Here is a 20098-nt window from a genome sequence, read left to right as displayed (position 1 = left end):
CATTCAATGCAAAAATCAAAGCGTTCGGAGCGCAGTTCAGAGGCGTATCCAATATTGAATTCTTCCTATTTCGACTCTCAAATATCTATGGATGAAAATTTACCTCCCCAGATATTCAGACTGATCCATTTTGCTCCCTTTTTTCATTGATCTTGATAAGAGTCCAAATGTACATTCCATGAACAAAACGCTTTCAGCTTTCGAGTTGACAAGTGCTGAGAGGATCCACATCTAAAAAGTGCACAGTCATTTCAACGGTAATAAAACCAAATCTGCGGAGATGCTTGGAATCGCCGTTACTACCCTTAATAAAGAAATCAAGGAATATAGTATCGAATGACCAGTGGTAGCATTATCTCAATAGCTAGAACCCGTCTTCGCCCGCTTCAGGAGAGGTACTTTTTATATATTACTACTAATGGTTGAGATAATACATCTATAAGTAGTTTGACTACAACCAATTGTGTCTTTGTTTTAATGATTCCAGAAATGGGTTCAGGTATCTTTGCAGGGTCGAAAACATAAAAACAACTAGAACATGATGATGGAAGCAACAATGATAGGTAATAAGATTGCCAAAGCACGAAAGGGAATAAACATGTCCCAGGCACAGCTTGCACAGCACCTGTTTATCAGCCCGCAAGCCGTTGGAAAATGGGAACGCGGAGATTCCGAGCTCAAAAAAGCTGAGCTGGTTTTAAGCTGCCTGACCGTCCCTTTTTTTCGCTTCTGGTTCCAAAAAAATAACTGTTGAGCTTGTCCATTTCAAACTTCAGATTGGAGATGATTTCTTCTTTTTCATAAAGGGTCAACAGGGTTTCTCTCCATCCAGTATTTTGTAGTCCGTTTTTTTAGCTGGATTGACAACATCAATATATGTAGCTAAATAGGCACCTCGATAAATCCGCATCTATATTTCTACCTTTAATGCTTTCGTAGTTTGAATTAATTCATCACTGGCAAGCCGTTTTTTGATACTCCATTGGAGTCATTTGGTAGGATTCCTTGAAGCATTTGATAAAGTAGGAGGGAGAGCTAAAACCCACCGAATAGGCGATCTCCGCAATGGTTTCATCTGTTTTTTCCAGTTTTTGCACCGCCAGCCGGAGCCGCTGATCCCTGATGAATGCGGAAGTGGATAGGCCTGTTAGCGCTGTGAGCTTGCGGTGCAGCTGCATTCTACTCATACCCAGATGCTGGCAAAACTGCTCAATATTAAAGTCCGGCTCCATCATTTTATCATCGACCAGTTCTTGAACTTTTTGAAGGAATTTTTCATCCAATGAAGATGAGGCGATCTCCGAAGGGGCTATCCGGGCTGAGCTTGCATACCGAACCTTCAACTTATTTCTCAATTCAATTAATTTCTCAATTCTCAAGGCAAGTTTTTGAAAAGAAAATGGCTTCTGGATATAATCATCAACTCCTAGGCGGAGTGCGAGTAGTTGAGATTCTTCTTCCGTTTTGGCCGTCAGAAGGATAAAAGGGATGTGTGAGGTCAATTCGTTGGTTTTGATTTTATCACAAAATTCAAAGCCATCCATCTCTGGCATCATTACATCAGATAAAATTAGATCTGGATTGGATTTCAAAGCTTCATAGAGCCCCGTTTTTCCATTCTCAGCTTCTAGGACCTCATAAGATTTTCCGAGTTCCTCGCACAGGAATTTTCTTAAATTCTTATTATCCTCTACTACTAGTATTTTGGAAGCGGCAGTATCCAGATGGGTGGTGGTTGGTACTAAGCGATCTATTAGCTCAGTATCCATATCCTCCTCCTCTTGAACAAAAGATGGATGATAGCTGTATTTGTCCACTGAAAATTCCATTCGGAATACTGCCTTCCATTCATTGTCCACACGGCTGTCAAATGTGCCTTCGTGAGCATGAACCAGCTTTTCTATCAATTTTTTCTTCATCAAAAGTTCTGCTGGTTCAGAGTAAGAGTTGGGAGATTGTTTGTTTTTATTTAGGGCATGTCGATGATGTGGATCAACGTCAAACCTTACAGTTATTCTCAGGTTTTGGTTTTCTAAAGTGGCTTCTACATTAATAGCTGATTTGGCTTGGGCTACTTCTATAGCAAAGTAGATTGTATTCTCCAGTAAGACCTCCATTTTGTCAGAATCAAACCAGACCTCCGTGATCAATGGAATATGTGACCTGATGACTATTTCTTTTTGAACACTCAGGTAGGAAAAATTTACTAATACAGATTGAATCAGGAGGCTTAAATTCCCATGTTTGATTTGGAGTGGAGACCGCTCTGAAGATACTTTTTTGATGGCAAGAATCTTATCAGTAAGTACCATGAGTTTTTTGGCATTTTCCAGGATCAGTTTCAGTTTGGATTTGACTACCAGATCTCCACTGCTTTGCCAGAGTCGCTCCGCAGGCCCCATGATCAGTGCCAAAGGGGTTCGGAATTCATGGGAGATATTCCCGAAAAATGCTGATTTCAACTGGTCCAGCTCTAGCATTCTTTCCATTTCCTGATCCTTTAGCGCGAGTTTTACTTTCATTGACCATCGAAACTTCAGGTATTGGTAGATTAAAAAAAGCAGGACAGCAAGGCTAATGGCTAGTATCAGCTTTATGAAAAGTGTTTGATACCAATGGGTTTTGATTCGGAACTTAAAAACAAGTGGTTCTCCATTCCAGACTCCATTATAGTTACTTCCTCTTATCTCAAACTGATACTCCCCCGGATTCAGATTAGTATAGCTTACTTGGTTGATACCTTGCTGTATTCTCCACTCGTCCTCAGCCCCCAATAGACGGTATTGAAAAATACTTTTGTCCGGTGCAGAAAAGCTCAAGGTAGAAAAATAGAAAGTGAGATCATTTTGACTGGGGCTTAGACGTAATCCATCCTCAATCGGGATTTCTTCTTTTCCTTGCGTAAGCTTAGTCAATGTGACTTTTGGACGAAGGGAATTTTGACGGATTTCTTTTCCTTTGAAAAACAGGATTTGATCAAACCCCCCTATGAAAATCCCCAGATCTGGATTTTGAAAAAACACTCCTTGGCCAAAGGAAAAAGTTTCTTCGACGTTGCTTCCTAAATGATGTAGCCTAAATTCCCCATCCGGTCCCGAGTCTAAGGATGACACGCCTTGTGCTGTGCTTATCCATACCTGCCCTAATTGATCTGTCGAAAGTCCATAGATGGGCGAGTTTTTTAACAGAACCAATGCGGAAGGGTACTTCCACTCTTCTGTTTTTGAATCAAATAGCCAAAGGCCATGCGATGTGGTTCCTACCCAGATTTGTTGGTCAATGCCTTGTGTCAAACTGGTTATGGACCAGGGAAGTTGTGAGTCGCTATCTTCCATTGTAGGCATAAACTGCTGAAAATGCCCCGACTCAGCATGAAGCTTAATCAGACCCTGCGAGCCGGTTCCTACCCAGACTACCTCTTTTTCTGGATGAAGTAGTTCGGTAATATGATTATCCGGGAATGAGTTGATGGAATCTGGTTTGAAATCAAAGCGACCGATGATCCCATTTTGGGGGTGAAACAATAATAGACCTTCCCCTTTGGTACATAGCCATAAGTGATCGGCACTGGCAGGAAAGACCTTCAAGATCTGTCCTTCTGGAATAGAGGGACTTGTTCTCTCATCAAAATAGGTGTTTTCACCAGTTTGTTTGTTCCACTTGCTCAGCCCCCCCAGGGAATAGCTGATCCATAGATTTTCCCCTATCCCTGTGAGATGTTGTATCCGGTCACTTTTCAGAAAAGTTCCATTAGGAATAGAAGTGTGGTAGGAGTTCCAGTTTTGACTTTTCATATCATAGGATATCAGCCCTTTGCCTCCTGTACCGATCCAAATCACCTCTGAGGAGTCTGCATAGAGGGTTTTGATATTTTCCAGGTTTATATTTTTGGGCGTATTCTGATTTTTGAGGGAATGAAATTGGTTTAGATAGGAATCGTAAAAGCTCAATCCGGCTCCGAAAGTGCCAATCCAAATGGTGCCTGAGTCATCTTCCAGTAAGCTTGGGACAGAGTTGTTTGCCAGCGTATGGAAGCTGTTTTTTTGATAGCGGAAATGATCCCATTCATTCGACTTGGTATCCCAAACGTAGATTCCCTCATCAAAAGTAGAAACCCAAATTCTAGCTTCTTTATCTTCAATTATATCTAAAATAGGAGAATGAATCTCGGTGTATACAAATGCTTCAACCTTTGGGTCTGGACTGGAATTGTACGCTGTCATAGCATACAAACCATGACGAAAAGTCCCCAGCCAAAGCTTGCCGGTTTTATCGAAATAGGCGGTGGTGAATTTTTCAGGACTAGAAATTGGGATTGAATGCACCATGCTGTAAGCTTGAGTCTTGGTATTCATTCTTCCAATTTCATCCTTGAAAAGAATTAGGATCTGATCTTCCTTATCCGGATCTCGCAAAAGTTTGACGATTTCTTGATTGGATTTGACCAGGACGAGATCTTTGCTCTTTTTAGCTTCATCCCATTGAAAAAGTTGGCCACTCAGCGTGCCAAACAAAAAAACACCCTGCTGAAGCTCCAACATAGTGGTCACAGAATTGAGATCAGGGATTTCCTGGAATTTTCCCGTAACCTGATCTAAGTATTTGGGTTGAAGGGATCCGCTGATTACCCAGACACGTTCGTTGGAATCAAAATAAAGCTCACTTTTGAGTAGCAAACCCTCGTCTAGCACCAGGTCAAAATTAGAAGGATAAGATCTGACTTCGTAGCCGTCATATCGCTTTAGTGCCCTCTTTGAAAGTATCCATAGGAAACCCTCCTGATCTTGTCGCACGGAGATTACCTGATCATTGACCAAGTCAGCTACTTGAGTGACTTGCTGGAAACGAATGGATTCTTGACCAAAAGCAGGCGCACTCAACAACTCTATTAAACCAAGGACAAGTATTTTAAAAAATCGCAATCTCATATCTCCTAAGGAATTATGCTTAAAGCTATTTTTTTTGAAAGCCTCATATGGATTATGTATTGGATTTTTTGTAAAAGGAAATCATAATCATTAAAAAAGTGATAAGTTGGAACTTAAACTGGCATAGAATTAATAGAATCGCTGAAAACTTGGATAGGAGCGTGTGATGCCACTAGTTTTTTGATCCCAACTAATGGAACCTGCCATGATAAGTGTAGCTATTTTGGATGATGAACCCAAGTCAATCCTCTCATTGGAGTATGAGTTGTCACTTTTTGAAAATCGGATAGAAATCATCAATACATTTTCAACAGTTGCTGATGCACTTTCCGGCTTAAATCAGATGTCCATTGACTGTTTATTTTTAGATATTGAGATGCCGCAGATGGATGGTTTTCGGTTTTTGGAAAAAATCAATCCCAGAAATTTCGAGGTGGTGTTTGTCACGGCTTATTCCGAGTATGCTATTCAGGCGATACGAGAGCATGCGTTTGATTACTTACTCAAGCCGGTGGACGGAGAGGATTTGGATCGTGTATTGACCAAATTGGAGGATAAAAAAAAGCAGACTCAGACGACACCCCACGAAAAGATTCTTTTGAATACCGACCAGGAATTGCGGATGATCCGAACCAAGGAAATTATCTACTGCGAAAGCGAGGGCAGCTATACCTGTGTTCACCTCATTTGTGGATCTAAACTAATGGTTTCCAAGAATCTCAAACACTTACAGTCACAGTTACAGCAATTTCCTTTTTTCAGAATTCATCATAGTTACCTGATTAATATGGATCATTTTGAGCTTTTGGATAAAAGCCAGTCGCAGGTGCTGATGAAATCCGGTGAGAGCCTTCCGCTTTCCCGCTTGAGAAAAAAGGAGTTTCTGGAAGTACTCAAAAATCAACTTAAATATTAAAAGTATGGATTGGTTTTTGGATTTTTTTTATGATAGTAATTACAATGGGCTGGGCTTCAGTGTTATATCCATCCTGTTTTACCTGTTTGTCTATCACTTTGTCCTGTTTTTAAAGACCCGGGAGAAATTCTATCTTTTCTACAGCACCTATGCATTTACAAATGTCCTGATCCTGATCCCTGTACCCTACAATGTTTTTTTTCAGGACATCTTTCGGGCCTTTCCTGATTTTTTTATCCAGCTGGATTCCCCTCTGAAATTCGCCAGCTACATCCTCTTTTCTTACTTCGTGATAGAGGTGGTTCAGTTGAAAGTCCAATTCCCGAAGTTTGTCCGGTTTTTTGATTATTTCACACTTTCCGGAACGATCTTGTATGTGATTTTAGCTGTGCTTGAATGGTTGTTTCCTTCCTTTAGCGCGATGCAGGAGTTTTTTTACTATGTATTTCTTCCGATCTATTTTTTTGTGATGATCTATGGTAGCTATTTGGTGACAAAGACCAAAGATAAAATCAGGTATTACATCCTGATAGGATCTTTGTTTTTGGGGATAAGTGCCTTCCTGGTAGCGATTTTGACAATAGGCCAGCCAGTGGAGGTCATCGATCAAAATTATTATGTGTATTACATTGGTGTCTTGCTTGAAAACCTGCTTTTTACTTTTGCACTGGCAGTCAAGCAGCGGGATATTTTCGAAGAAAAGATCGAAGTCCAGGAAGAGCTCCTGGCAAAACTCAAAGAAAATGAAGAACTACGTGAGCAGCTCAATCAAAGCCTTCAGAGTGAGTTGAATCTCAAAGAGAAGCAATTGCTCACTCTGGCTGCTGATGCAGAAGATGAGCGAATGGAGCGGGTAAAAGCGGATTTTGAACGGGAGATTACCCGTCTTCATCTCCACTCGTTAAGAAGTCAGATGAATCCCCATTTCATCTTCAATGCCCTGAATTCCATCAAAGTCTTTTTGATAGATAAGGATAAGGATCGGGCTATTTTGTACCTGAATCGGTTTTCCAAATTAATCCGCATGGTGCTGGAGAGCTCGCGCAAAACGAGGATTTCCCTGGGCGAAGAATTGGAAATCGCCAAACTTTACCTGACTCTGGAGTCGATCCGTTTCGAGGATGGAATTGATTTCCAACTGGATGTTTGCGAGGAGGTCAGGATGAGTGATATCTATTTTCCTCCGCTCCTCCTGCAGCCGTTTTTTGAAAATGCCATCTGGCATGGACTGATGAATAAAGGCGGTGAAAAATGGATAAAAGTCAACATAGAAAAGGTAGAAGCAGGCTTAAAAATGTCAATCCGTGATAATGGAATCGGCCGGAAAAAATCCCAAGAAATCAATGCTAATAGAACCCTGAAAAAGGAGTCAATCGGGATGAGTTTGTCTAAGGACAGGCTGCAGTTGTTCAACCAATCCGAGTCTGTCAATTACCATTTTGAGATTGTGGATCATATCCAAGCAGGCGAAGAAGGCACAGAAATCGTATTTTGGCTGTAAATCGGGGAATGGATGGATCTCTATTTTCAGTATCTAATTGATTTTTTACACAACAGCAATCGAAATGGGTTGGCAGTCATGGCCATCTCTATTTTGTTTTACCTGGGACTTTTTCATCTCATCCTTTATATCAAAAACAGGGAAAAGTACTTTTTCTATTACAGTATTTATGCTTTTGTCAACGCCCTTGCGCTGATCGGACGACCGTATTATAGTTATCTGAAAGAAATCTATTTTACTTTCCCGGAGTTTTTTAGGATAAGTATTACCCCATTGCAGTTTACAAGCTTCATTGTTTTTTCCTATTTTTTGATAGAAATCCTAAGGCTCAAGACCTATCATCCTAAGTTTATCCGCTATTACATTCGCTACACGGTAGGTGTCTCTGTAGCTTTCTTTATTCTGTTCATAGGAGTATTCATTTGGGATGGATACGTTCTGATGAGGCAATTTTATTTTTTCGTATTCATGCCCATCACGCTTGTCTTCATGATTTGCGGAGTTTACCTGATTATCAAGACAGAAGAAAAGGTCAAAAAACCCATACTCTACGGTTTTTTGACAGTGGGGATATCTTCCTTTTTGGTAAGTTTTATGACCATCGGAAAAGATCTAGCTTACACTGACCGGTATTTCTTTATTTTCTATTTGGGGATTTTGATCGAAAACTTCTTTTTCACTTATGCTCTGGCGATCAAGCAGCGGGAGGTTTTTTTGGATAAAATAAAGGCGCAGGATGAGTTGGTGGGAAGGCTTCGGGAAAATGATAGTTTACGGGAAGCACTAAATCGGGAATTGGCGACTAAACTCGCTCAAAAACAAGAGAATATCCATTCACTTACTGCCAATGTAGCCTCCGAAAGACTGCAGCGAATCAAGTCCACCTACGAGCAAGAAATCAATAAACTTCATTTGCAATCCCTTCAGAGCCAAATGAACCCGCATTTTATTTTTAATGCGCTCAATTCGGTCAAAGTTTTCCTGATCAGCGGCGACAAAGACCGCGCTGTATTTTATCTCAACCGTTTTTCTAAACTTATACGGATGGTGCTGGAGAGCTCTCGCAAACCGAAAATATCACTGGGAGAAGAACTGGAAATTGCCAAGCTTTACTTGGATCTGGAATCCATTCGATTTGAGCAGGGTATTGATTTTAGTCTGGATTTACCGGAGGATCTTCGTCTCAATGAACTCTCACTTCCACCCTTGATTCTTCAGCCATTTTTTGAAAACGCCATCTGGCATGGCTTGATGCATAAAGAAGGACAGAAAAAGATCAGGGTTCTTCTAAGGAAAAAAAGGGAGGTCATTCTGCTTTCCATTCGGGATAATGGCATCGGGCGAGCAAAAAGTAAACAATTCAATGCCAATAGAACCATTCAAAAGGAATCAATCGGACTAAACCTGGTCAAAAACCGACTGGAGCTTTTTAGCAAAAATGAATCAGTTGATTATCATTTTGAAATAATCGATCATCTTGATGAGGAAGGTGGAACGGAGGTGATTTTCCGATTTGTGAAAGCAAAAGTAGGGCTATGAAGGCCCCCACCGGGAAAGCAGAAGATTCATTACTTCCGCCTATAATTGCCCTGTTACCATTTTAAGATGATTTGTTACAGGTTTTATATCTGAATTTTTTGGTCCAGACTACTTTTCGAGCAGTATTCAAAACCGAATCCTGCCATGAAAATTTCTCATTTTAAGTATTTCTTCATTGGGCTATCTGCTTGTAGTATAATTGCCTGCACTTCGGCTCCATCTGAACAGTCCGAGACTGTAGCCGAAATCTCTAGTCCGGAAAAAACAACCGAATCCTCTACCGGCTCTTGGCTAATGGCCTTAATGGACAAAGATCCGTTATCAGAAGCTGCCTATCTGGCATTGCCACCGGATCAACTCCAGGGATTTTCACTGCTTTCTAAAGAGCCTCATCCCAGCTTAAATGGCTTTATCGCGTTCTATGCTGCCAAAGATGGCAGCGATCAGCCCGGTATCCGGCTGGAAGTGATTGATGGAGCCGGCAACCCTCACTTTCAGCATGCCAATGCGGTGTACAACCTCTTGGAAAAAAAGCGCAATGAATCAGGAGATGACTTTGAATCAGAAGTCAAAGATCATAAAGGAGAGCGGGTTTTGGTGGTGAGCAAAACCAAAAACGGACAGCAAAGCCATCAGCTTGAATACCTTCAAAATCAACGCTATCACTTAGGGATTATCGGAAATCAGGTCGGTCTCGACCAAATCTACGGTGCTTTCGAAGAACTTCAATCTCAACCTTTCCCTAGATAAACAAAGCCACTCATGATCTATCATTCTTCTTTGAAATACCTCTCTGTTCTAGCTATCGCAGCTATTTTCTGCACTGGATGCGGAGAAAAAAACACCCAAGCAAACAGCTCCACCGAGCTGGTCAAATCTGCCGCTCTCAGTTCCGGTGAAACTGATCCCAAATTGGAAAAAAGCAGTCCAATAGCTACTGCACAATGGCTGGATTGGTTGCCTATGCAGCACGCTGGCTATAGCAGGTCCGGAGGAGTAACCACGGACTATGGTGATCTTCCAAGGGTACAGGTGACTTACACCAGCGATTCGAATCCTGCAAGTTTTTTTGTTTTGGACGTACTGGATGGCAAAGGACCGCTTGTAGTAGCTGTTCGTGGGATGATCAATGCGAAGCTGGCAAAAAAATACGAAGAGCCCCTGCTCGATGGGTATGTTAAAGTCTATCAGAATTATGGAGTCACAGCTTTTGAAAGACACACTCCTGCAGATGGAAAAACTTTTCTTGAATATGCAATTGATGACCGGTTTTACTTCAACTATCAGGGGGAAAATGTGAGTCCAGATCATTTGTGGGATTTTTTCCAACTTTTAGATCCTAAGCAACTTGCTCCATGAACCGTTTCCATCATGAGTTGATGTGCTTGATGGCTTTGCTGATTATTTTCTATGGATGTCAACGCTCCGATAAACTGCTGGAGAAAATAGAGTCTCCGTCAAAATTGATTAATGAAGCCAATCATCGAAGAGATTCACAAAGACTATCTCCAGTCCACCAAGAACTCGATTTGGCAAAGGAAATTCCAGTTTCCCGGGAAGTATTGAAGACTTGGGTACCTGAAATTGTGGACGATTTTCAGAGAACACAGCTACTTAGTGGCCATAGGGCAGAAGCCGGAATCGTCGCTATCCAAGCAAGCTATCAACATCAGACGCTTCCAAATCAGTCAATTCAATTGGAGATTCTGGATGGAGCTGGGAAAAACGGTGCTTTACTCTTAAGAGCTGCATCAGAACGTCTTGAATTGGACATTGAAGAATTTAGCAACGGATCAAAAACAAGGATTTATTCAAGAAAAGAGATGCGAGCAAGAGAAACTGAGATAGCTGAGCAAAACTTTACTGAGATCGAATTCATTGATCAAAACCGCTTTCACTATACACTTAAAGGCTTTGGGTTGACGATTGATCAACTTTGGGGCTTTTGTCAGTCAGCAAACTTTATTTCCAACTAAAATCCAAATCCATGAAAAACTATTTCTTAGTGACCCTTTTCCTTTTAGTTTCTTTACCGTCTTTGAGCCAAGTCCTAGAAGGTAGAGTTCAAATCGAGGGTTTTCCCAATGGAAAAAACCTAGAAGAATCCATCCCGGTGGATTTGTTCAAAAGCTTCAAAGAAAATAAGTATAAAATTAAGTTTTCCTACAAAGCTTCTGATATAGGAAAAAGAGGCTTGGTTCTCTTCCACATGAAAACTACAGTAATGCGGGACGGCAAGTCCATTCACCAAAGCAGTCGTGAAAATTGGCCGTGGTTACCCGGTGATATGTATGTACCTATCGAAGCTTTTGACCTAATCCCTGCTTTGCAAAATGAAGTCTACGAAATGCCCGTTCCCCGATTGGATTTTCCAAAATTGGATACAAACCTCCCCAAAGGAACCTACAGTGTGAAGCTGGAAATGATTCCCGTTGGCGGGATTAAGGGGAAGATAGCTCCGGCGGAGTTTAGTTTTCGGATCGAATAAGCTGGGAATCGCTGATATATTGGGGTGAAAAGAATACTTTCACCCTTTTTTTATTTTTTCCATCCTTGATAGTTCCCTGAATTTGACAAGGAGTTACAATGGTACTGTTTTCTGGTACATAATTTTTATCCAGAGGTGTAGGTTTTGAAGAGTTTTGAGCATCATTAAACGACATCTAACATGCGACTTTTCACAAAAAAATCCAGCCTTTTAAAAAGCCCTACCTGGCTTGCTTTGGGGTTTTGTGCTTTTATGACTGTCTCTTGGACTGAAGCCCAAGTCACCAGAAGACAAACCACTACTACCAAACCTCCCACCCAGACCAATACAGATCTCAAAAAAACCAGTACGAAAGAAGTCCCTCAATTGGTAGGGGTGGTTAATTATTTTGCCCAAATAGAACCTTTCGAATATCTGATCTCAGGTAGTCCTACCGAATTAGGAGGTCGGAGGGAATTATTGGTCGTCTCGGATGTCCTAAATGATTCAAAGACATCACAATCTCAGCCCCTGAGTGACAAAAACACCGCCACTCTTTTTTGTAAGCGGGAGCGTCTTAGTCTGGAATCTAAAATCAGGCAATTTGAAGAAATGCCTCTCGGTGCTAGACCTGACTGGCTCAAGCCGGGCATAGTCCTGAATGTCCGGAGTTTCCTCAATGGGACTTACGATATTGAGCAGCGCTATGAGCGCTCTCCCATTACCATTTCTACTTCGGATTTGCGCGGTGCAATTAATTCTGCGATTACAGTCTCCAATCCCAAAAACAAATCAAACATTGCTACTGCTGAAAATCAACTCATTTCACAAAATGCAGATCCGCTTTCAGCCAACATGACACTTAAGTTTACTGAAATCAAAAGTCAGGAAGATCTGAGTTTTAAGCTGAACGGAAGGTATTCGGGCGGTTTGGGATCTTTCTCCAGCTTGATCGGTGTAGAAGCGGGAAGTCAAAAAAGCTACTACTATTACCTGGTCGAATTCACTCAGTTTATGTTTTCCCTCGACGTAGATGGGCTGGATGAAGCTACCGTTTTCCAAACTTCCCAGCCGGTTTCCACCGAGGACTACATTTACATCTCCAAAGTCAATTACGGCAGGCGGGGTGGCATCTTGTTTAAGTCCAAAAGTTCCCTTCAGAACCTCATGGCTAAACTGAATATCAGTACAGGGTTCTCGGCGATTTCACAGGCGCAACTGAGCTCATTTTACCAAGAAGCAAAGAGCAATAGCGAAGTGGAGATTCATGCCTATATGTATGGAGGATCTAGCCAGGCTGCCGCAAAATCGATTGTCAATACATTGGAAAATGGTCGGCCGGAAATCGGAAAATGGATCACCAGTCAGCCGGCAAATCACAAACTAGCACTTCCTATTGGATTTGAAATCAAGAATCTGCAAAATCAGCAGATTGGTATGACCAACTCCATCCGGCAGGATATAGAAACCTGTGTTGAAAAGCGAAATTACCGTCTCAAAATGACCCTGACTGATATTCAGAACGTGGACGGACGGGATGGAGGAGGGGATGATCCTGATGATTATGGTCTCCAAATGGGTGTGGTGCTAAAGGCTAGAAACAAAGTCTTGCAGCCAATTGATTCGCAATTCAATAAGTTCTCTGGTGCTCCCTGCGGTTTCACTTCTCCGGGGAGAAAAAACATCTCGGGCCCCTATGCCTGCTGGATCGGTGGAGGCATGAATACACAAATCCACGTTCGGGAAAATCGTGTCGCCCGTGATTTAAATCAAATCGTCAATTCCATGACTTTTAATCTAGCCTGGGAGGACTACCAGGATCCCAAAAACGAACTGCGGATTTATACTTGGCTCAAAGAATACACCAGTTCAAATGACCGGGTGATCCATGATGATGACATTTTGGTTCCTCTTCAGGAATTGCTGGACATACTGGCAGGAAACAAGCCCCTTGAAGCAACGAAAACTTATCCGGACGGACAGATCGCACAGGGGGGGATGCAGTTTCATGATTTTGGTCCAAGAACTCTTATGCTGACTGAGGCCTCTTCTACAGGTGGAAGGTATATACTTGAAGGCCCGATCAAGGCAGGAAAAGCAGGTGAAAAAGCTGCTGTCTGGGTCCGATTCGAACTACTGGACTAAGTAAAAAACTTTTCTGAGAAACAATTAATGGGTGTTTTTTGACCATGTTACAAAGGTGCTATTAACTGTTACCACGATGATATTCCTTTTGGCCTTTCACTCAGAATTTTAATCCAATTAAAACTACGATCGCTATGAAAAAAATAATTTTATCATTGTGCCTACTCATTTTATGCACGCAATTGACACAAGGCCAATTCCTGAAAGACCTCAAAAAAAGAGTGGAGGAAAGAGCCAAAGAAGTAGTAGAATATAAAACTGCGGATAAGGCCGGGCAGATGACAGAAAATGCCCTAGAAAAAATCCTGAATCCAAATTTTGAGGGAATGTTTGGCGGGGGAACCAAAGGCAAACCTGTGGATGTGTCAGAGCTACCAGATGCCTATTCTTTTGAATACCGCTACGCCATGAAAATGAGTACATCAGCGGGAGAAATGCAGCTGGATTATTTTCTAAACCCAAACGAATCCTACATCGGCTACCAAATGGACATGGGGATGAATTTCTTCTCGGTCATTGACGAGGAGCGACAGATCATGGTCAATTACATTGAAGGTAGGCCAATTGCCACTTCCATGAATATTCTCGGCGAAGAGGAAATGATGGAAGAAGATTATACGGTGGATTATGAATCTTTCACGCTGACCGAGCTACCCAATCGGGAATTTTTAGGCTATGACTGTATAGGCAGGCAAATGGAAAATGACAAGATGAAGTTCATCGTCTATTTCGCTACTGACATGCCCGCAAATTTTGACAATGTTTTCAGAAACACACAGGATAATATGCCTGAAGAGCTCCAACGCTTTGCCGAAGAATTTCCAAAAAGTCTGATGATGTATATGGAAATGGAAGACAAAGAGAATAAAGGAAAGAAGAATGGTAGTGCGACTATGGAATGTGTGGCTTTTGAATCCTACGAGCTAACGAAATCAAATAGATAAATATGAAAAAGTATTTAAGCAATTACTTATCAGCAATTTTGATATTCTGCCTGGCATGTGGCAAAGAAGACGATATCAAACGAGTGGACAGTGAGTATTTCTCACTGGAAGTAAGCGGTGATGTCTCTGGTACCATTGTCTACGATGAAAGCAAATACGTCGCTTTGGGTACTAGTGGTCCGCTTTCGGATGATTTTGATACGTATTTGATGGTCACGGCCACGGAATTTGACCGGACTATGACCCTCAATTTTTATCCACCGGATGATGATCCAAGGGCTGGTGATGTATTCAGCCTAACACTAAAAGCCTCCCAGCTGAGACCCTGGACCTTAGCCAATGACTACCCAACCCCCCATATCAGTCAGCTGCAGCAGTTTGATGATCATATTATCGTGAGCTATTACAATGCTGATCAGGGAATCGATTATGTCTCCTACTACCGCTTCGAAAATACCAGCAAACTTGTCAAGATCTGGACAGAGGGTGAACTGCTCAAAGGAGAGCTTAACGGGATTATCTTGGCCAATTTTAGTGGGTCAAGGCAAATAACAGTACAAGGTTTTAATTTTCAACTTCGTCCACGTGATGAAGGATTATCTATGAACTAACTCTTTTTAAAATGGAAAACGCTAAAGAACCTTTAAGCTTGACTACTTCTCCTGAGGGTAAAACCGAAGCCATCATTGCCTATCTCACCGTGATCGGCTTGATTATCGCTTTTGTCATGAACAATGAGAAGAATTATCCTTTTGCCAAATATCACATCAAACAATCGCTGGGCTTGGTCATGGTCGGTTTGGGTCTGGTATTGATCAGTTTGATACCAATTCTAGGCTGGATCATTTACCTAGTTGGCTTAGCTGTCATGGTTTATATGTGGGTAATGGGTCTGATTCATGCGATAAATGGACGAATGGAACCTGTGCCTTTGATCGGAAGACAGTTTGAAGAGTGGTTCCAAAACTTTTAAACGCTTCTTTAAATATGTCCTTTTCACCTGATCGCAGAGAGTTTTTCAAGAAACTGGCACTCTTTGGAATGGTATCATCTAGTGGAGCTTGGTTGAGTGCCTGCGATGATGACTCCCTCTTAAAAGAAGAGGCTGAAGGTGGCGTGTTTCAGGTTTGGAAAGAAATGCAGCAGTTGATCCAAAGCAGCCAGACTTGTCTTACCGAATCTTATATTCGAGTAAAAGAAAGCCGTGATCCTAAAAAGATGCTGGAATTTGTACGGGATTCGATCTATTTGATTCCGGCAAATGCTTCTTCCCTAAGAGGTATGGGAACCGCCATGCGACAGGGTACCCGTGGCGTATTAAGGGATGGATTTGCGACTCCTAGAGAAAAAGCAGAAATCCTTGCCCAGCTTTTAGTTGAAGCCAATATACCTGCCAAAGTAGTATATGAACGCACTGATTTTGATGAGCAAAAAGTAAAATCCTTGTTTTTCCGTGCCAATGAGGAAAAGATTCTAGCCGATCTCGATGAGGAGCTTTTGGATCGCTGGATGAAAATGCTCAAGGTTTCAGAATCTGACTTGCCTACGCTCACCTATATCAACTCCGAAGAAAAGGATGCTGGAATGCTAGCTGAAAGATTGTGGGACCTTCTTCCTGAAAAAGATCGAATCCGGTATCACAAATTTGATTTCAGGTGGGACAATAGCAGGTGTCCCGCTGTCCGGTTTCAGTGGAATGGACAGGAGCAAATCGCTCATCTCTTCGATTCTTCTGTCACCTTTGGAAATGCTTTTGACCTGGCAAGTACCATCAAACTTGCCGATCCACCAAAATATGTATTAGCGCCCATTGAGTTTAGCCTTAGTTACAGGGATAATATCACTCCTGAAGAAGAAACGATCCTTTTGTCCAAAACCTATCAAGCCCAAGAATTGGTCGGAAGACAGCTTCACTTAGGTTTTTATCATGGATTAGACCTTCTGGAGCAGGCAAGTACTTCTTTTAATCAAGTCAGGGTTTTTACCCCAGCAATTAGTATTCAAAGCCCCGACCTGAATGAGCAAGAACAAAGCCGGCTGGCAGAAGTAGGTCAGACGGTGACGTTGGAAGCTGACCGGATAGAAGTCAATCAAAAAGAAAAGTCCCTTCGTATCAATGGTTTTCAGATCGAAGGAGGAAAGGTTTCTAGCGTGGCGAAGGAAGTTGTCAGCCTTCAACTAAAGATTTCCGCAGGACTTCCTTCACTTGTCAAGTTCTCTTTGTGGCCTATGGACGAAAAGGGTAAACCTGTAGAGGGATTAAATGCCTCAGATTTTACATTTTCAGAAAATGGGATGGGAATCAATCCACTTATGGAGTCCAACGAATTTGCTCCTAAAGTGCTGATTCTATATGATACCTCACTTAGCATGCCTCTCCAATACAGGAACGAAGGTATGAATGAGTTTTTGAATACTTTAGAAAATGATATCCGACAAAATTACCCAAAGGCTTCATTAAGTAGCTGGGCTACTGATTCGGCTCTTTATCAGTGGATGAGAAAAGCTAGTCTAAGCTCTTTTGATCTGATTTTATTTGCGACGGATGGAGATAACCAGGATGAATTAAAAGAAGGGGATCTGGATACTTTTCAGGCTGGACCTCCAGTGATTGTTCTGGACGTAACTCATTCGACCCGTGGCAGGAATCAAGAGGTTTTCGCTAATCTCTCTTTGTCAAGTGATGGTAAAATCATCGATGCCAGAGACCAGAAAATCACGCAGGAGGAGATTATCCGGCAGTTGGGCCAGATGGATTTACCTCCTTATGTGTTTACGTTTTATGGATCGCTACAGCAGGAAAAAAATCTGCTAAGGGTAAGTCTCGATGAGGATCGGATCTTTGCTGAAGAAACCTATGAGTTCAAGTTCCGGGACAAAACCCAAGCTATCGGGCCGAAGATTATCGGTGTTTACCTGCGGATCAAAATCGGAAATCAAAACATAGAGAAAGTCTTGGCCGGTTGGGATCCGGTAACTGACAAGGCAGATTCAATCGGTAAAAACCATTCAGACGAGGTTCGGAATTTTCTCTTTGGATCTTTGCTAATTGGAGTAGAGGGGCAAGGACCAACATATGCAAATGCACTAAACGAACTGTTGAATTTTAGATTGAGCCATCAGGCTAGAATTGAGGCACTTAAAAATGAAAATCTGGAAGAAACTCTGCAAGCAATGGAGAAATCCAATTGGATATATGATCCATTGATGATTCATTTGCTTAGTCCACTTCCTGATCAGGTGACTACTGGTTCTTTGACTTTTGCAAGTGGTATTCGAATGGTTCTTCTAAAACGGACTGTGGGTATCAATCAGGAATTTTCTGAAGATTCGGTGGATATTTTACCCACAGCAGATTTTGTCACCATTTCTGCTGATGTCAAAGAAAGTTTTCAGATAAACCTCAGAAAAACAGCCCATTTGGCTTTGATTGAAGATGCTTTTTTCGAGGAAAGCACCTATAGTTTACTTTCCGATTCTGGGCTGATCAGTACAGAATTGGCTAAGGAAAGGAACTGGTTTGACGATCATTTACGGGATGGACCGAATATTTCATTTATCAGAGAAAATTGGTTTCGAGGAGATTCTTCTTTTAAACTCTTCAGCGAGGAACTCCATACAATGGCCTATTGGCAGATCCACCGGCAGTCAGGAGAGCTTTTGGGGATTTTACCTGATCTGACGGGGGGCGGGAAGCGCAAAATCTACACCCGATACGATGATCTGAACACTGTAATCCAGAATTATACCCGGACACTCAATAAGAATCCCGGGCGGAGTATAGGGTTTCTAGGTTTTCATCTGATGCTATTGCGATTGTATGCGATTGCTTCCCATGCTATCAAAACGATGGACACGAGTAATCTGGAGGAAGATGTACTCAAAGCTTTGCAGATGGACGCCTGTGAGGCGGCTCATTTTATTCATAGTGGGCTTTCCGGTAGGCCGCAAAAAATCATGGGAGGCCTGGCGAATTTGATTCGACTGATGGACAAAACCACGGATGAATTTCCCTGTAAATAAACACTAACATAAAACTAAAAATCATGAAAAAGCTTTTTGGAATTTTAACGATTGGATTAATGGCGATGACACTTCCCAGGCAAGAGGAAGTGGTCACTGGTACAATTGATGGCTTTGGTCAACTCCCTGAAATGAAGTTGGCACTTTTTACACTCGGGGCTGATTACCCCATGGAAATTGGCACCGTATCTGACGGAGGAGAGTTTTCTATCGACTTGGCCCAAGCTGATTTGCCCGAAGCAATGGATGTCAATGACATGGCGGTCTTTTTCGGGGATTTGAATCAGGCCTTTGACGGGCCGTTTTCCAGAGATGATTTTGGTTTGGTCGCTGATATCATGGCTCTTAAAAATCCCTATATCGCCCTGATGGCAAGTAGAAACCGATGGGCAGGAACGATTTTTCCTGTGACAAGCGAAGAGCTGAAAAACTGGATGGAAGATTCCGGCTACAACAATGCTGTGAAAGGTTCCTACCTCAATATTATTTTCCTTGAGCAGCCTGTCTCCTTGGATTTTCCATTGACCACCACGATGCCATACGAGGGAGAGGAGATAGCGGTTAATTATCAATTTAAGTTGAATTTGGAGCCTGGCTTCAACTGGGTGCAATACGACATCGAGGAGGTTTACGAAACTGATCCGAAAATTAGAGCCTCTTTTCCTTCTAAAATCACGATCCGAAACCTAGAGGATCCTAGTCAGTTTCGCTGGATCGGTAAGTTTTTCTAAGTCCTAAAATCAAACCCTACAATGAAAAAGACACTAATATTCCGAATCCTACTAGGATTCATTGCATTAACCATGTTCGGTTGCTCCACTTCGACAAAAAGTAAAAACCAAGAATATGAACTGGAAGCCTTGGGCGAGGAAATTGATTCCAGTGAAGACTATCCTTATTACATCCAGGCACAAGTGGACGGGGAACTAATAAAGTTCAATGATCCTGATTTGCTGCAATTTTCTATGGTAAGAATCATGGCAGGCGTTCATCAGGCATCTATAGTAGGAGGTGAACTCGATGAAGTAGCAAACGGGAGCAGAGGTGGATTCACCATTTTTATTAAGGATTCAGACCCAATAACCACCAAGCGATATGATTTTTTGGAGCCATTTGAAGAAACGGGTTTTGGACTGAAGGGTGCAACAATAGGTTATTACACAGAGGGACATCAAAAAAACTACGTTTCGGATGTGGAAAAAGAAGCGCCAGTAGTCATCATCTCGGAACTCACTGGAGAATATGCCAGGGGTACTTTTGGGGGTAAGGTTTATGATATTGTCAAAAAGGATATGGTGACAATCACGGAAGGGGAATTTTATGTAGAGCGCTTGAATTAGGAATAGAATCCTGAGAATTTTCCCCCTCGAATTGATTGGAATTTTAGGGTGGAAAAGCGGATACTCAGGTTCACTAAATTAAGTGCTGGGTTGATTATTTTTCTTTTTTCTCAGGGATAACTTCTGTAATTCTACCTGATGAGCGTCATGAACAACCCGGCCCATCTCACATTGGCTAAGTTTTGGTCACCTTTCACTTCATACAAAGCCTGGACTGGAAGCTGCGAGGTGATGATCGTTGATTTTTTGCCGTGACGATCTTTTATGCTTTCCATTAACGCCATTCTGCTTTGGA

18 protein-coding genes are annotated in these 20098 nt (G+C 42.0%); 16 read left to right on the top strand and 2 right to left on the bottom strand.

What is annotated here, in order from left to right; genetic code table 11:
• Positions 1-238: 238 nt before the first annotated feature.
• Both J0A68_RS23205 and J0A68_RS20790 read left to right on the top strand, forming a co-directional pair.
• Positions 239-340: a helix-turn-helix domain-containing protein gene (locus J0A68_RS23205; protein ID WP_206580177.1), complete on the top strand. Its 102-nt coding sequence runs from the start codon at positions 239-241 to the stop codon at positions 338-340.
• A 198-nt stretch (positions 341-538) separates the two neighbouring features.
• Entirely contained in the window at positions 539-754 is a 216-nt protein-coding gene (locus J0A68_RS20790) for a helix-turn-helix domain-containing protein (RefSeq protein ID WP_206580176.1), read from the top strand.
• Positions 755-953: 199 nt separating this feature from the next.
• Here J0A68_RS20790 and J0A68_RS20785 read toward each other — a convergent pair whose 3' ends face one another.
• Positions 954-4928, bottom strand: a complete 3975-nt coding sequence (locus J0A68_RS20785) for a two-component regulator propeller domain-containing protein (protein WP_206580175.1) — start codon at positions 4926-4928, stop codon at positions 954-956.
• A 193-nt stretch (positions 4929-5121) separates the two neighbouring features.
• On the opposite strand from J0A68_RS20785, the gene J0A68_RS20780 reads away from it, so the two are divergent.
• The 14 genes from J0A68_RS20780 (at position 5122) to J0A68_RS20715 (ending at position 19803) form a co-directional block, all read left to right on the top strand.
• Positions 5122-5844 (top strand): LytR/AlgR family response regulator transcription factor, encoded by a 723-nt coding sequence (locus tag J0A68_RS20780; protein ID WP_206580174.1) that lies wholly within the window; start codon positions 5122-5124, stop codon positions 5842-5844.
• Between the two features lie 4 nt (positions 5845-5848).
• Entirely contained in the window at positions 5849-7345 is a 1497-nt protein-coding gene (locus J0A68_RS20775) for a sensor histidine kinase (protein WP_206580173.1), read from the top strand.
• Between the two features lie 12 nt (positions 7346-7357).
• A complete protein-coding gene (locus J0A68_RS20770; RefSeq protein WP_206580172.1) occupies positions 7358-8884 on the top strand; it encodes a sensor histidine kinase in 1527 nt (508 codons plus the stop codon).
• 144 nt (positions 8885-9028) lie between these two features.
• Positions 9029-9634 carry a hypothetical protein gene (locus tag J0A68_RS20765; protein ID WP_206580171.1) on the top strand — a complete coding sequence of 202 codons (606 nt, stop codon included), beginning with the start codon at positions 9029-9031 and terminating at the stop codon, positions 9632-9634.
• A gap of 12 nt (positions 9635-9646) precedes the next feature.
• Positions 9647-10243 carry a hypothetical protein gene (locus J0A68_RS20760; protein WP_206580170.1) on the top strand — a complete coding sequence of 199 codons (597 nt, stop codon included), beginning with the start codon at positions 9647-9649 and terminating at the stop codon, positions 10241-10243.
• A complete protein-coding gene (locus J0A68_RS20755) occupies positions 10240-10860 on the top strand; it encodes a hypothetical protein (RefSeq protein ID WP_206580169.1) in 621 nt (206 codons plus the stop codon). The genes J0A68_RS20760 and J0A68_RS20755 overlap by 4 nt, the downstream gene beginning before the upstream one ends.
• Before the next feature lie 11 nt (positions 10861-10871).
• The gene (locus tag J0A68_RS20750) at positions 10872-11372 is read left to right on the top strand and encodes a hypothetical protein (protein WP_206580168.1); all 501 of its coding nucleotides are present in this window, start codon (positions 10872-10874) and stop codon (positions 11370-11372) included.
• Positions 11373-11552: 180 nt separating this feature from the next.
• The gene (locus J0A68_RS20745) at positions 11553-13496 is read left to right on the top strand and encodes a thiol-activated cytolysin family protein (RefSeq protein WP_206580167.1); all 1944 of its coding nucleotides are present in this window, start codon (positions 11553-11555) and stop codon (positions 13494-13496) included.
• A 134-nt stretch (positions 13497-13630) separates the two neighbouring features.
• Positions 13631-14440 carry a hypothetical protein gene (locus tag J0A68_RS20740; protein ID WP_206580166.1) on the top strand — a complete coding sequence of 270 codons (810 nt, stop codon included), beginning with the start codon at positions 13631-13633 and terminating at the stop codon, positions 14438-14440.
• A 2-nt stretch (positions 14441-14442) separates the two neighbouring features.
• Positions 14443-15051, top strand: a complete 609-nt coding sequence (locus tag J0A68_RS20735) for a hypothetical protein (protein ID WP_206580165.1) — start codon at positions 14443-14445, stop codon at positions 15049-15051.
• A gap of 11 nt (positions 15052-15062) precedes the next feature.
• Positions 15063-15413 (top strand): DUF4870 domain-containing protein, encoded by a 351-nt coding sequence (locus tag J0A68_RS20730; protein WP_206580164.1) that lies wholly within the window; start codon positions 15063-15065, stop codon positions 15411-15413.
• Positions 15395-18463, top strand: a complete 3069-nt coding sequence (locus tag J0A68_RS20725; protein WP_206580163.1) for a hypothetical protein — start codon at positions 15395-15397, stop codon at positions 18461-18463. Before J0A68_RS20730 ends, J0A68_RS20725 begins: the two co-directional genes overlap by 19 nt.
• 23 nt (positions 18464-18486) lie before the next feature.
• Complete coding sequence (locus J0A68_RS20720) at positions 18487-19194, top strand: hypothetical protein (RefSeq protein ID WP_206580162.1); 708 nt, start codon at positions 18487-18489, stop codon at positions 19192-19194.
• Between the two features lie 21 nt (positions 19195-19215).
• Positions 19216-19803 (top strand): hypothetical protein, encoded by a 588-nt coding sequence (locus J0A68_RS20715; RefSeq protein WP_206580161.1) that lies wholly within the window; start codon positions 19216-19218, stop codon positions 19801-19803.
• Between the two features lie 131 nt (positions 19804-19934).
• Here J0A68_RS20715 and J0A68_RS23200 read toward each other — a convergent pair whose 3' ends face one another.
• Complete coding sequence (locus tag J0A68_RS23200) at positions 19935-20087, bottom strand: hypothetical protein (RefSeq protein ID WP_369075008.1); 153 nt, start codon at positions 20085-20087, stop codon at positions 19935-19937.
• Between the last annotated feature and the right edge of the window lie 11 nt (positions 20088-20098).

Source organism: Algoriphagus oliviformis (assembly GCF_017254915.1).
Classification (GTDB): Bacteria; Bacteroidota; Bacteroidia; order Cytophagales; family Cyclobacteriaceae; genus Algoriphagus; species Algoriphagus oliviformis.
Note: the sequence above shows the minus strand (reverse complement) of the source record. Positions and strands in the feature narration are given on the sequence as shown.